Source organism: Bacteroidota bacterium (assembly GCA_016714535.1).
Classification (GTDB): Bacteria; Bacteroidota; Bacteroidia; order AKYH767-A; family OLB10; genus JADKFV01.
This window is the reverse complement of the sequence record JADKDR010000006.1, coordinates 235,692-249,808: the sequence shown is the minus strand read 5'-3', so window position 1 is coordinate 249,808 and position 14,117 is coordinate 235,692. Positions and strand designations below refer to the sequence as shown.

At 39.2% G+C, this 14,117-nt stretch carries 14 protein-coding genes; 7 read left to right on the top strand and 7 right to left on the bottom strand.

Translation table 11 applies throughout. From position 1 onward, the window contains the following. The first annotated feature begins 13 nt into the window (after nucleotides 1-13). The 5 genes from paaA (at nucleotide 14) to IPO27_10655 (ending at nucleotide 3,323) form a co-directional block, all read left to right on the top strand. Nucleotides 14-961, top strand: coding sequence for a 1,2-phenylacetyl-CoA epoxidase subunit A (gene paaA / locus IPO27_10675; protein ID MBK8846973.1), 948 nt, complete (start codon nucleotides 14-16; stop codon nucleotides 959-961). 23 nt (nucleotides 962-984) lie between these two features. Next, nucleotides 985-1,323 carry a hypothetical protein gene (locus IPO27_10670; protein ID MBK8846972.1) on the top strand — a complete coding sequence of 113 codons (339 nt, stop codon included), beginning with the start codon at nucleotides 985-987 and terminating at the stop codon, nucleotides 1,321-1,323. 138 nt (nucleotides 1,324-1,461) lie between these two features. Continuing rightward, nucleotides 1,462-1,773, top strand: coding sequence for an IS66 family insertion sequence element accessory protein TnpB (gene tnpB, locus IPO27_10665; protein MBK8846971.1), 312 nt, complete (start codon nucleotides 1,462-1,464; stop codon nucleotides 1,771-1,773). A 45-nt stretch (nucleotides 1,774-1,818) separates the two neighbouring features. Further along, complete coding sequence (locus IPO27_10660) at nucleotides 1,819-2,241, top strand: transposase (GenBank protein MBK8846970.1); 423 nt, start codon at nucleotides 1,819-1,821, stop codon at nucleotides 2,239-2,241. Nucleotides 2,242-2,252: 11 nt separating this feature from the next. Then, complete coding sequence (locus tag IPO27_10655) at nucleotides 2,253-3,323, top strand: IS66 family transposase (GenBank protein ID MBK8846969.1); 1,071 nt, start codon at nucleotides 2,253-2,255, stop codon at nucleotides 3,321-3,323. 606 nt (nucleotides 3,324-3,929) lie between these two features. Here IPO27_10655 and IPO27_10650 read toward each other — a convergent pair. From IPO27_10650 to IPO27_10635, 4 genes are all read right to left on the bottom strand, one after another. After that, nucleotides 3,930-4,904 carry a polyprenyl synthetase family protein gene (locus tag IPO27_10650; GenBank protein MBK8846968.1) on the bottom strand — a complete coding sequence of 325 codons (975 nt, stop codon included), beginning with the start codon at nucleotides 4,902-4,904 and terminating at the stop codon, nucleotides 3,930-3,932. 118 nt (nucleotides 4,905-5,022) lie between these two features. Continuing rightward, on the bottom strand, nucleotides 5,023-6,132 hold the full coding sequence (locus IPO27_10645) for an acyl-CoA desaturase (protein ID MBK8846967.1): 1,110 nt from the start codon (nucleotides 6,130-6,132) through the stop codon (nucleotides 5,023-5,025). Nucleotides 6,133-6,340: 208 nt separating this feature from the next. Continuing rightward, nucleotides 6,341-7,732 carry a hypothetical protein gene (locus tag IPO27_10640; GenBank protein ID MBK8846966.1) on the bottom strand — a complete coding sequence of 464 codons (1,392 nt, stop codon included), beginning with the start codon at nucleotides 7,730-7,732 and terminating at the stop codon, nucleotides 6,341-6,343. Nucleotides 7,733-7,758: 26 nt separating this feature from the next. Continuing rightward, complete coding sequence (locus tag IPO27_10635; protein ID MBK8846965.1) at nucleotides 7,759-8,841, bottom strand: glycosyltransferase family 4 protein; 1,083 nt, start codon at nucleotides 8,839-8,841, stop codon at nucleotides 7,759-7,761. Between the two features lie 110 nt (nucleotides 8,842-8,951). Here IPO27_10635 and IPO27_10630 point away from each other — a divergent pair, with 110 nt between their 5' ends. Next, nucleotides 8,952-9,386 (top strand): DUF1801 domain-containing protein, encoded by a 435-nt coding sequence (locus IPO27_10630; GenBank protein ID MBK8846964.1) that lies wholly within the window; start codon nucleotides 8,952-8,954, stop codon nucleotides 9,384-9,386. A 21-nt stretch (nucleotides 9,387-9,407) separates the two neighbouring features. Here IPO27_10630 and IPO27_10625 read toward each other — a convergent pair whose 3' ends face one another. The 3 genes from IPO27_10625 to IPO27_10615 all read right to left on the bottom strand — a co-directional run bounded on the left by IPO27_10625 (nucleotide 9,408) and on the right by IPO27_10615 (nucleotide 13,472). Next, nucleotides 9,408-10,352: an MMPL family transporter gene (locus IPO27_10625; GenBank protein MBK8846963.1), complete on the bottom strand. Its 945-nt coding sequence runs from the start codon at nucleotides 10,350-10,352 to the stop codon at nucleotides 9,408-9,410. Next, nucleotides 10,301-11,788, bottom strand: coding sequence for an MMPL family transporter (locus tag IPO27_10620; protein ID MBK8846962.1), 1,488 nt, complete (start codon nucleotides 11,786-11,788; stop codon nucleotides 10,301-10,303). The genes IPO27_10625 and IPO27_10620 overlap by 52 nt, the downstream gene beginning before the upstream one ends. 97 nt (nucleotides 11,789-11,885) lie before the next feature. Further along, a complete protein-coding gene (locus IPO27_10615; GenBank protein ID MBK8846961.1) occupies nucleotides 11,886-13,472 on the bottom strand; it encodes an O-antigen ligase family protein in 1,587 nt (528 codons plus the stop codon). 189 nt (nucleotides 13,473-13,661) lie between these two features. On the opposite strand from IPO27_10615, the gene IPO27_10610 reads away from it, so the two are divergent. After that, complete coding sequence (locus IPO27_10610; protein ID MBK8846960.1) at nucleotides 13,662-14,117, top strand: dCMP deaminase family protein; 456 nt, start codon at nucleotides 13,662-13,664, stop codon at nucleotides 14,115-14,117.

Below are 14,117 nucleotides of genomic sequence, written 5' to 3'. Positions count from 1 at the left end.
TAAAAAGAACAAAATGGAGGCTATCAAAACAATGCCCGAGCTTGAACAAGAAGCACAATTTCAGGCACGCATAAACAATGGAGAAGTAATAGAGCCAAAAGACTGGATGCCAGAAAGGTATCGCAAGCAGCTTATAAGAATTATGAGTCAGCATGCTCATTCGGAAATTGTAGGAATGTTGCCCGAAGGAAATTGGATAACACGAGCGCCAAGCCTGGCGCGCAAGGCATCGTTAATAGCCAAGGTGCAGGACGAAGCCGGTCATGGACTCTACATATACAGTGCTACCGAAACATTAGGAATTGACAGACGCGAACTGAACGAACAATTTTTGAGTGGTAAAGCCAAATATAGCTCTATCTTTAATTACCCAACATTAACCTGGGCAGATATAGGTGCAATAGGATGGTTGGTTGATGGGGCGGCCATTGTTAATCAAACTGCTTTAGCAAAATGTTCGTACGGGCCATATGCACGTGCCATGCTTAGAATTTGTAAAGAAGAAAATTTTCATCACAAGCAAGGATATCAGATACTTGCCATTATGATGCGCGGTACTGCAGAACAACAACAAATGGCGCAAGATGCAGTCAATCGCTTTTGGTGGCCATCGTTAATGATGTTTGGCCCTTCGGATAAAAACTCGCCTAACACCGAAGAGCTTATGCGTTGGAAAGTGAAACTTTACACCAACGATGATTTGCGTCAACGATTTATTGACCGCACCGTGCCGCAGGCTGAAGCTATAGGCCTTACCTTGCCGGATGATAAATTGAATTACAATAGCGAAACACGCCATTATGATTGGGGCGAGATAAACTGGGAAGAATTTAACCAGGTAATTAGCGGTAACGGACCATGCAACAAGCAACGCATGAAAGCACGAAAAGATGCCGACATCAATGGCGCGTGGGTTAGAGAAGCTGCGCAGGCATATGCACTAAAGCATCGCTTAAATTAATGCGTGTAAGCAAATTATAAAGCGTGGAGCCTTTTCGTAAATTCGAAAATTTTCATATCGTACTGTGGTTATTAAAAGACCTTTGCTGGATAAGTGATTACAAAACACTTGGCATGGTGATGGCTGTGCCTACCATCTTAATCGCCATTGTTATTACCTGGCTGCGAAGAAGTGTAATAGAAGATTTGCTGCACAACCTGGCTGTTGTTTGTTGGATATGTGCTAATGCAATTTGGATGGCAGGAGAATTTTTCTTTCAGGATACAACCCGCCCATATTCTCTGATTTTTTTTATTGCAGGTATTGTATCGGTGGCTATATATTATCTGGTAATATTACCTGCAAGAAAGTGTAAGAAATAGCCATTTCCGCATTTTTGCAATTTCGAAATCTGGTTAAACAGCTTTATAGTTTTTTTATCTGTTGCATTTATTTCAACCTGAGGCTTCAAAGAAGTTTTATAAGTGCAATGTTGCAAGCTCTGTGCCCAGGGTACCGATATGCGCAAGGGGTACGACAGTTTGTGCGGATTGGTGTTACAACATTTTAATACAACTGTATTGAGCGGAGATGTATTTATTTTCATGAGCCGACAACGCAACCGTATCAAATTATTACATTGGCAAGGCGATGCTTTTGCTATTTTCCAAAAGCGGTTAGAGCGCGGTACGTATGAAATTCCAAAACACTACGGTGATGCAAAATCAATTATATTGACACTTCAGCAACTGCAATTTATTTTAGAAGGAATTATTCTTTCATGCATCAGAAAACGGAAACGATTTGAGCATCCGAATGTTTATAAAGGCTAATAAAATCAATACTTTCAGGTCAATGTATGTTGTACATTTGCCCCCATGATTGAGATACAAAAAAGTCTTACTTACGACCAACTTTTGACTCAATATCAAGCCCTTCAGCTGCAAAACGAAAAACTCACCTTTGAGCTTGACCAGCTCAATCGACTCATATTTGGCAACAAGAGTGAGCGCTTTGTTCCGGTGGCAGATACAAATCAATTACAATTGGCATTAGATATTCAGGCTCAAGAAACATTGCCAACAGTTGAGCCAAGAACCAAGCAGATAACATATACTCGTACCGATACAAAAAAGTCAACCGCGCATCAGGGCAGGTTGTATATACCGGCACATATACCACGTGAGATTATTTTGCTTGAACCGCAAGAAAGCACTGAAGGCTGCAAAAAGATTGGCGAAGAAGTAACAGAAGAGTTGCATATAAAGCCCGCCATTTTTTTTGTAAAACAGCAGCCCTGAAGCTGGCTCAAATGTATACTATACATTTGCCCTGCCCTAAGTATGCCAAGCCGCAAGGGCAAGGAATAATAACGGCACCACTACCGCCACGCCCTATAGAAAAGTGTATAGCCGGAGCTAGTTTGCTTGCCACTATTATTGTAGATAAGCATGTGGATCACCTGCCGCTCAATCGACAAATACAACGCTTCGAGCGTAACGGTATGCATATACCTCCCTCAACCATTACCAACTGGACAAGGAAAGCAGCACAACTCATAATGCCTTTAGCTGATACATTGCGAAAAGAAATAATCACTTCTAATTACCTGATGGCAGATGAATCACCCATACGTGTATTAGACAGCGATAAGGCCAACGGCACCCATCAAGGTTACTATTGGGTGCATCGCTCTGCCGAAAAAAGTCTGGTACAATTCGATTATCAAAAGGGGCGCGGGCGCGATGGCCCCACCACTATCTTATCAGATTTTAAAGGGCATCTTCAAACAGACGGCTACCAAGTCTACGAACAATTTGAAAAAAATCCAAGCATCCATCTTGTGGGCTGCATGGCCCATGCACGCAGGTGTTTTGACCAAGCCCTGCAAAACGACAATGCACGTGCTACCGAGGCTCTTAATTTATTTGCTCAACTATATGCAGTAGAAAAAATAGCACTTGAACAAGACTATACACATGACCAACGCATGCAACTTCGCCAAGAAAAAAGTGTGTGCATACTTGCGCAACTAAAGCAATGGATGCAAGACAACATCATGCATGTAACTCCGCAAAGTTCCATTGGCAAAGCCATAACCTACAACCTGGCACGTTGGGATAAATTATGCCTATATACCACCGATGACAAACTTGAAATAGACAACAACTTAGTTGAAAACAGCATAAGGCCATTAGCCATAGGTCGTAAAAATTATTTGTTTGCAGGCTCGCATGATGCCGCTCAGCGCGCAGCAGCCATATACGCTCTGATGGGCACCTGCCGCATGAACAACATAAACCCCTACCAATGGCTCGAACAAACATTGCCATTGATTAACGATTGCAAGCAATCACAACTAAGCGATCTCCTTCCACGATAATTTTTTTTCTTACCGTGCTCAAAAATAATCAAGATGGGTTGGTCGATGGGTTACGTTGCACATGTATTAACCTGCCTCGCTGCTGGTGATTGTTTGGCTTCATAAAAATCTTTGAGCTCCGAAGGAGCGACACAGTTTTCTACGAAAATTCATTCTGTTCAAGAATCAATTTGATAACTGCAATTTAGTGCTTCAAAAATTCTTGGCGATTATAAGATACAAAATGATGATCATAGGGTGTTGTAAATCTTTCTAAGGTGTCCTTTTTTGTACTCACATACGCTTGTCTTGATGCAGGAGTTTTTGATGCTTTAGCCATTTTACCGTGCACTTGTTTTTTTATTTCCGTTGCCAAATTATTGATTTTACTCAGCATTGACATTACTCAGCAAGCCCTAACTAACGTTCGCGCTTATAAATGATTCGAGCCATTAGCAGCTAGCAAACCGGTAAACCGCTATATTATTTTGCCGATGCATAAGGTTTGGGATAGTGTGGATACAACACACTAAATTAATTCTGATAAAGTCAGGAAAATACACTTTGCGTTCTTTGCGTGTGATTGCGTTGCGTTCTTTACAGTTAAAAACTAACAGTACATCTGCATTATATTTTCCTTTTCATTAATAATTCTGCAAAATCAATAAACGCAAGTTTTTGTGTAAAAGAAAAGTTAGCATTTTCTAAAGCCTGCAGTGCAGCTTGCTTGTATTTTTCTACTTCAGTCAGGGTTTGCTCTTTAATCTGAAGATCGTTATAAATGGCGAGCATTTTTTTAACCTTTTCATAGGTGTTGTATTTTTCTTTCTTATTAGCAAGCAAATCAGCTATGAGATCGTATTGGTCTATATTGGCGCATTCCAAAGCTTTAAGCAGCAAAAAAGTTTTTTTGTTTGCCAATATATCACCACCTAATTGTTTACCGAAATTTTCATCACCATAGGCATCAAGTAAATCATCTTGTAGTTGAAACGCAATTCCAATTTGCATTCCAAAATCATAGAGGGTGTTGCAAACATTTTCTTCTGCATTGGCTACGATAGCGCCCATTTTAAGTGATGCACCTACCAGCACGGCAGTCTTAAGGCGTATCATATTTACATAATCAGGAATAGAAAGTCCGGCTGCTTGTTCGTAGTCCATATCAAGTTGTTGCCCTTCGCAAACTTCGATGGCAGTAGTAGTAAAAAGCTTCAGCAGTTTGGAAGTATTAGTAGGTATAGTACATAGTTGTTCCATTGCAAGGGTATACAAAGCATCTCCCGATAAGATGGCAATGTTTTTATTCCATTTTTCATGTACAGTTTCTTTTCCTCTACGCAATGGCGCATTGTCCATTATGTCATCGTGCATGAGGGTAAAATTATGAAACAACTCAATAGCATATGCAGCAGGCAAAGCGTGGGTTGCAGTGCCACCACATTGTTCGCAAGCCATAAGGAGCAGGGCAGGACGTAAGCGCTTGGCCGATAGCTTTAGCAAGTAACGCATGGGTTCGTACAAATTCGCTGGAGTGTCTTTGTCTACTACCTGATGCAATCCTTGTTCTACAAGTTGAGCATAGTGCGTTAATGCTTGCATTGTTTTTATTGGATATTTTTTTCTATGCAAGCATACAGCATTTTTTTATGAAATGGTGTATTATTTTTCTTGTAATTAAGAACAAGAGCTAATGAGGTGAAAAGCTCAAAAAAGGCAATTACATTTCTACTGCAAGTTGGCGTATTTCGCGTTTGCCTAATCGATTTATCAGACGCAGGTGCGATCGGATGGCTTCGCCAAAGGTTGGAAAGTACAAATATTTTAAACCAAATTCCTGTGCTGTTTTTTCAACGATGGGTGCTAATGCAGGGTAATGTACATGACATATACGAGGAAACAAATGATGAATAACCTGATAATTAAGCCCACCTACATAAAAGGTAAGAAGCTTGTTGCCGGCACTAAAGTCGGCAGTGGTTTGAAGTTGATGTATGGCCCAATCATTTTCTATATTTCCAAGTGAATCGGGTAGGGGAAATTGCGCTTCTTCTATTACATGAGCAACCTGAAAAACAATACTCAAAACTAAGCCTGCTACAAGGTGCATGACAATAAATCCTCCTACAATACCCTGCCATGAAAAGCCAAGAACATAAATTGGAAGCCAAAGGATAGAAGTAAAATAGATAATTTTAACCACGGTAATTCTCACCAATTTTCCTGTAAATGAAGTGCCTGCTTCTTTTATCAATCCCAACTTTTTATATCTAAAAAGTTGAATATAATCTTTGGCTGTAGCCCAGTAAATTGTCATAATAGAATAAAAGAACAGCGCGTAAAAAATTTGAAATTTATGCACTGGTTTGTGTTTGCCATGTGGCGAAAAACGAAGGATAGATTTGTTATCAATGTCTTCATCAAGGCCTTGTATATTAGTATAAGCATGGTGCAAAACATTATGTTGTATTTTCCAATTGCCGGCATCACCACCTATTAAGTCTACCAAATGCCCCATCAGATTATTTAAAGTAGTATTTGACGAGTATGAGCCATGATTGGCATCGTGCATTACAGACATGCCGATTCCGGCAATACCTAAACCACTGATAATCCAGCAAAGCCAAAAACTAAAGCCAGTTGCAACACCTGTAAATACTAATACCAATGGAACAAAATACATCAAAAGCATTACAATGGTTTTAGAAATCATTAGCTTATTGGCATTCCTGCTAATGTTATTGGTTGCAAAGTAATCGTCAACACGTTTTTTTAAAGTAGAAAAAAACTCCGACTTGTCCTTATTTATAAATTTCACTCTTTGATTCATTAGGCAAATAACGGAAAAATAATCGATTTCCCAATAGCCTCGTAGAATATATTCTATGTTGCAATCGGGGTGTTCTACGCTTGAGCAAACAATTGTATTACCATGTTGCAAATTTTTATTTAGGTTTTAGTAAAGCACCTATTTAAAAAAATGGTATACCCTTGCATTACACTGATTTTGAAGCATAAGGCAACGTTATTGATGCGTATCAGTCAGCAAGTTTTTTTTCGGGCAGTTCGGCATTTTTATACGCAATCTCAGGAAACTCAACATAATCCTGATTCATATAAAAATAGGTAAAGTCGGGCCACCAGGGAACATACAAGATGCTCGTATCGCAACTATATTTTTGTTCACCTTCGTCAGCATGTTTTAGGTATAAAGTACTTGCCTGCTTCCCATTCATTTTGCTTATCCAAATTGCATCAATAGTGGTTGCCCACTGATAGGTAAACAATGGCGTATTCTTTACGCTGTCTTGTTCAATGTATAGTTTTGGGTAGTATTTATTTTTTTCCAAAATTGATTCAAGTAATGCAAGTCTGTTACTATGAATCTTGCTAGCCTTGCCAATGGCAACAAACGAACAAAGCATGATTACCAGCAAAAGCATACCTCTGATAAAAACAACCTTTTCGTTGTAAAAAACATGTCGGCTTATAAAAACAAAAAAAGGCAGAAGGGCAGGCATCAGTGATTTTTCCATCATACTATCTGCATCACCCTGGTAGAATGTAAGAATGGTAATTATGGTAAAGCAGATAGAAAAGAAGGCTATTGCTAAAAATTGCAATAGCATTTTTTGACGTGTGCAATAGATTGCTGTGGAAACTAGAATCAATAAAAAACTCAGGTAAGTGTCAATGGAATGTACTGACAGAAAGTAGAAATAATAGGAACGATGCAAAATAGTAATCGTATCAAAGAACTGCCACAGATTGTTATATTGTTGCTGATCGTAGCCGGTAGCAGAAGTTAATTTGTAACCAATAAAAAGTGCGATAAGGATGGCTATTCCGGTTACAAATTTCCAGGTTATCTGTTTATTTATAAACATTACCAATACCAGACCCAACAAAATAAATGCAGCGTTGGGATGACATAGCAATGACTGGATAATGAAAAAGATGCTAAGCGGTATTCTGATTATCCAACTGATGGAGCGTTGCGAAACAACTGCTGCATAAAAGCCGATAGCGTAAACTATACATTGGTGAGTTTCGGTAACACAGTGAAAAAAACTAAACGATACACCGCATACCATTGAAAGCAGTATGGCGAGCCCTGCTTCTTTTACCTGCAAATAATACCGGCATATAATGGCTATGAGCAAGTAAAGAATCGGGAAGCTAAGCGAATAAATATATACCAAAACCGGAAAACTAAGCTTTAGTTGAATAGCGGTGAGTAACGGAACCTGACTTAACCATACACCGTATCGGTTTTCGGGAAAATGAAACTTCTTAAAGTTAATTAAGTGAAAAAAATAGTTAGAGTTATCGGTATTAAAAATCCGTTCGGGGCTCCACCATAGAGCTAATACCAGATAAAGCGAAAACCCTATCCAGCAAAGCGTATCGGTTGAGATTTTATTTTTCATTTAACGAATTGCAATTAAACCTTATGCTAATAAATAACAGATTGAACGGCCTGAAGATATCTGTTCTGTTGGGCAGTAACCGAATAATTTTGCACTACCAATTCGCGCGCACTGGCACCGATTTGCAAACGCAAATCATAATCTTCAATTAACAGTGAGAGGCAATGAACCCATTCTTCAGTGGTGTTTGCTAAAAATCCATTTTCGCCATGAGTAATTATTTCACTATTCATACCAACAGGCGACATTACCGTAGGTATTGACAGCGCCATGTATTGCAAGCCTTTTAATGCACACTTGCCTTTACTCCATTCATCATCGGGCAAGGGCATTATTCCGATGTCAATTTTTTGCAACTCGCTTACTTCAGTCTCGCTCTTCCACGGCTCACCAACCAGCTCAAGCTCCGGTTGTCGGTAGTTGGCTGCTCCTATTACTTTGAAAAAAATTCGATTGCCGTATTTTTGTTTTAATATGGATAGTGCCGGTATGGCATTGGCAAAGTGCCTGATGGTGGTTGCGCTGCCGCTCCAACCTATGCAAATGCTATCATCCATACTTTTGTTAACAGAGGGTGTATACTTTTCAGTATCAATCGTAGTAGGAATAATTATTACATTTTTGTTGTGCTGCAAGGCATAGTCAGCAAGGTAATTGTTGCCGGCTATGATCAGCTCGCTGAGCGAAATGATATCCCCCGTTTTTTCTGGTCGCTTGAGCCAGCCAAATTTGCGGTTGCTTTCGCTTACATCATGTTTCCAGATAGCATCATCAAAATCGAATATAAGTTTGGCTCCCGATTTTTTAAACTGCTTTTCGAAAAAAATACTGCCGGTCATAAAAGCTTCGCGCTGTATAAAAATCACATCGTATCCTCCGGAAATTATAACATGCCATAACCTGCGCAAGGCACACGTTATAAAAACCAGGCCCTTTCGCAACAAACTCGTTGGGTGATAAAAGATGCTGTCAGTGTTGCTGCTGATTATATATTTTAATTTACAATCGTATCCCTGACTTTGCAAAAAGGCAAAGTATTGCTCAAAGCGAAACCGCTGGCTTGGTGACCGGTCGGGGCGATGTGCTGCTATAAATAAAATACGTGGCATTTAAATTTGAGCGTGTGCAATATTAGTTACTTTGTACGTATTTTTACTTATGCTTTTATGAACCTTGTATTATCAGAAAATGTAACGCTTAATTTTATTCGTTTATTGGTATGGCAAAAAATAAATTTCAACCTGTAAGTTTCACAACGGTGGATGATTTTTTTGAGTATATAACATCACAAGAGTTGTTACTTGTAAAAGCGTTGCGACATATTATATTCGAAAGTATTCCCGGAATAAGTGAGAAACTATCGTACAATGTGCCGTTCTATTCGCTTCACAAAAGAATATGTTTTATATGGCCTGCCAGCATTCCGTGGGGTAAGGTGAAAGGGAATGGCGTGCAGTTGGGCTTTATAAATGGGCATCTGCTTGGCGATACTGATGGATATTTAGAAGAAAACAACAGGCAGTATTTAAGAAGCCGAACTTTTACACAGCTAAGTGAAGAAGATGTATTGATAATAAAATCATTACTGCACGAAGCAGCAGCTATTGACCTTGCACAGGCAATTGAAAAAGCTAAACTAAAAAAGGAGAAATAATTTTTTAGTGTTTGAAAGCCATTAACGATTCATCAATTCCTCCTGATCAATATCATCGTCCTCATCGAATAATTCGATGAGCGGATCTTCGAGAAATGCCCGTGTGGTCATTTTCTTTTCTAATGCTATCAGGAATGAGGGCAATAGTATTAAGTTACTAAGCACTGCCATTAATAGGGTTATACTAATGAGTATTCCCAACGAGCGTGTGCCACCAAATTCCGAAGCGGTAAAAATCATAAAACCACAAAACAAAATAACTGCGGTATAGATCATACTTAACCCGGTTTCGTTTATAGTAAGGGTAACAGCCTGTCCAATGCTTCGATGTCCTATACGCATTTCCTGCCTGAATTTGGTTAGGAAATAAATGGTTTGATCACTGCTTATGCCAAAGGCGATAGAAAAAATAAGAATGGTAGAAGGCTTGAGCGGAATGTTAAAATAACCCATTAAGCCTGCTGTAATTACTAAGGGAATTAGACTAGGTAAAATGGAGAGGGCAATCATACGCACCGACATGAACAGGGTAATCATAATAATGGAAATAAGAACGATGGCCAGCACAATACTTTCTAACAGATTTTTTATTAGGTAATCGTTGCCTTTGAGGAAGTTGAGGCTGTTGCCTGTTACGGTTACCGTATACTTTTCCTTTGGAAAAATAGAATCAATTCGCGGATTGAGTTCAGCGAGCAACGTTTTCATATTGCGCGAGCCTATGTCGGCCATTTGCACACTGACGCGAGTAACCTGTTGATTGCTGTCGATAAAGGATTTAAATAAATTGGTATTACCACGGTTGCCCCTCATGTAAGCGGCCATATCGGCAAGCTGCAAGCTGCTGGCCGGCAATATATATGAGTTTGGATTGCCATAATTAAAAGCCTGGTAACTAAAGCGTATACCATCACTTACAGCCAGAGGTTTGCTAAAAACGGGGTATTCGCGCAACATGTCTTCCATCTTTTTACCTTCCGCAAAAACATGACATCAAATACGCCTTTGGGTTCGCGTGTATCAATCGAAATTTCGAAGGGCAATACACCATGAAAATGTTTTTCAAAAAATTTAAGATCGGTATAAATAGGGTCGTTGTCAGGAAGGTCATCGACAACATAGCCCAACACATTCATTTTAAACATTCCGGCTATACCAATTGCTGTAAAAATGATAACAGCAATAAATACACGTTTGTAATGGTGGTGTACTAATTGATTAATCCATGCTGCAACACGGGTGGCAGTCGGTGATTGTATGTGCTTTACATGCCTAACCTTGGGAGCAGGCAGGTAACTAAATACAATAGGAATTAAAATGAGCGATATGGCATACGTGGCCATTACATTAATAGCTGCTATAAGCCCAAACTCGACCAGTAATTTGCTGCGCGTAAAATAAAACACTCCAAAACCGATACTTGTAGTAAGGTTAGCAAGAAACGTGGTAAAGCCTATGCGTTGTATCATACGGGCAAGTGCAAGTGCTTTGTTTTGATGCCGCTGATATTCGTGCTGATATTTATTAATGAGTAAGATGCAATTGGGAATACCGATTACCGTAATTAACGAGGGAATAAGTCCGGTTAAAATAGTAATTTTATAACCGAGCATTACAATACAACCTACCGACCAAATTACTCCTGTAAACACAACCAACAGCGAAAAAAGCATTACATTAAATGAGCGAAATAAAAAAAGTAATATGATGGCACATACCACTAGTGCGAGTGTTAAAAACAACACTAATTCATTGGCTATCTTTTGGCTAAGCAAGGTGCGTATATAAGGCATACCACTGTAGTGCAGGGTTTGATTATACTTAGTTGCATAAACTTCAGCCTTTTTACGAATCTCATGCACCATATCAATTCTGCTTTTCGAATTGATTTTTTTCTTGTCAAAAGTGATGGCCATTAAATGTGCATCATCGCCTTTGTTAAAAATAATGCCATCGTAAAAGCGATGTGCCATCAGGAACTCTTTAATACTGTCAACCTGAGCTTGTGTTTGCAAGGGACCATTTATAAGTGGAACTATTTCAAATGCTTGCAACGAATCGTTGCGCACCAGGTTGATGAGTTTGCTTACTGAAGCTACCGCCTCTATGCCATCAATTTTTTTTATCTCGTTGCCAAGGGCATACCAATCGTTGTACTTATCAAGGGTGTAGAAGTTTTTATCATCCAACCCAACTACCATTACTACTCCATCTTCGCCAAAGGTGCTTTTAAACTGCTCATAAGCAATATTAGTTTTGTCATTGTCGGGAAGGATTTTGGCAAATTCATAGCTAAGCTGCACCTGACTTGCAAAGTATATCATAACTGCCGTTATACTGCCCAGTATGATGAGTAATAACGTACGATTACGGAGTATGAACCTGGCAATTAGACTAAACATGGTAGAGGAATGGGGCGAAGGTATATTTTTTTTGGTTTTTATACGGGAATTGGACAATCGGCTGCGTGTTTGAATTGCACGATTTCTTTACTTCATTTTAGTCCTTTTTCTCGCTCTTTCTAAATAGCAGCATAAACAGACTGTAGAAGAAAACAAAAAAAGTAACCCCTGCTTGCGTTTCAAGCGTGTCTTCGTTAATAAAAGACATGAGCGCTGTAATTAGAAAAATATTGAACAGCCAGGCGAGGTATGCTCTGGCAGCATAAACAGGGTAAAGAATTCCAAAAAAGAAAATAGCTAATCCGATTAAACCAAAGCTTACCGCAATTGCTAAATATTGATTATGTGAGCGCAGTTGCCATTTCTCTTCCAATACAGGATGAGCTGTGTACCATTTATTAAACACCAACTTATTGTCACCGGTACCATGTCCTGTTAAAAATTTTTCCTTCCAGATTTGGATAGAAGCTTTCCAATAAATAAAACGCATCATAACAGACGAGCCATTCAGATTGTTTGATATCAATGCATTCTTATACTCGTATGCTGTTTGGTGCAGGCGCAGCACAAAGGGTGAAACCTTTTTTAGTTTGTAATTGGTAATACTACTTTCAATAGCTTCAATATCACTTACATCTAAAGATGCAAGAGCAGCACTATCTTTTTTCAATCCCTTGGAGGTAAGGTAACGGATAAGTGTAAATCGGATATAATTTTTTTTATTGTCAAGGCTATCATAATTGTATTGGCTGCGCTTGTTCCACTCCTGTTGAAGCTCGGGTTCACAAATATAATTACCACACTTAAAACCATTCTCGCAACCATTAAGGCGGTCATTAAATGTATAGCTTGCTCCTGACGCAGTCGTTAATTTTGTTTCAAACAATTGTTGCTCTACACAATTATTTTCGTTGGCAATTATATTTTTTACATAAATAAAAAACCAACAGGTAGCTGCTATAAAGCAAGCTGAAAGTCCTATTGCATAAGGAAGGTGGGCGCGGGTAAATATTTTTTTCGAAATAAAATAAATGCCACAAGCTATCAGGATTACAATACCTGTAAATGAGTTAAGCAAAAACAAAAAATAAATAAACCATGCTATCGCTGCAACTGCTATTGCTATTATGATTTTAGAAAAATCGTGGAGGTAATGCAACAGAATAAAAATGGCAAGCACCACCATCAGCGATAAACGTATATGGGAAATGAATATAGAAATATCGCGAGAGTCGCGCACTACTGCTTTCCACCAACCCAGATAGACAAACAGCGAAACCATTGTTGAGGCGAATACTGCTCCGACAAAAGCGAGTAATACCCATCGAAAATGTTTTTTTTCAGGCAAGGGCATACTCATTAGCATGAAAGGAAAAAACAACAAGGGTAATTTGATTCGCAGGTCATTTAAGCCATAATCAACATCTGTGGTCCATAACATGCCCAGGAGGTGCAGCAAATAAACAGAGGCAAAAACCATGAAAAGTTTGTTCAAGAATAATCCTTTTAATCTACTAAAATAAGTTCCATAAATAAGCCAACTGCCGGCTATCACAAACTGACTTACGCTCATCAGCCACTTGCTAAGCGGCAACGAAATAGCCAATAGCACCAACCCTGTAAGGTAGATGGCAAATGCATATTGCTGCCGTTTGGTGGTTACACTAAGTAGTTGTCCGGGCATGTTTTATGAAAAGTGTAAAATGCATAACGCAAAAAAGTGTATTTTATTTGGAAGCGGCAATTCCTATTGATACTTGGTTTGCCCGGCATCAATATTTGCAAATTATTAATTACCCTAACCCATAAATTTTAATTTAATTCGCAGCCTGACACAAAGAAAAGCGTGCGTCCCAGTTTTGACGATATATACATGAACCTTGCTGTGCAATTGGCGCAACGTTCGCATTGTGTAAAAGCACAAGTAGGAGCAGTTCTTACCAAGGATACGCGTATTGTATCGCTAGGGTACAACGGGCCACCTGCCGGCACTCACAATTGCGATGAAGAATTTCCTGAAACGGGCTGCCCTCGCAGTCTTAAGGGAGGCTGTTCGCTTGCGCTTCATGCCGAAGAAAACGCAATTCTATATGCTGTAAAAAACAAAGTGGATGTACAAGGAGCAACACTGTATGTTACGCTATCGCCTTGTTTGCCTTGTGCTCGCACCATCTATACCATGGGCATTAAGCGTGTAGTGTACCTGCACTCGTATGCCGAATTTAAAAGTATAGCAGTAGAAGAGGGCATCGATTTTTTACAACGTTTTGGTGTCATGGTTTCGAAATATGAAAATACCGAAACGCTAGTAAGTACAGATAAAGAGTAA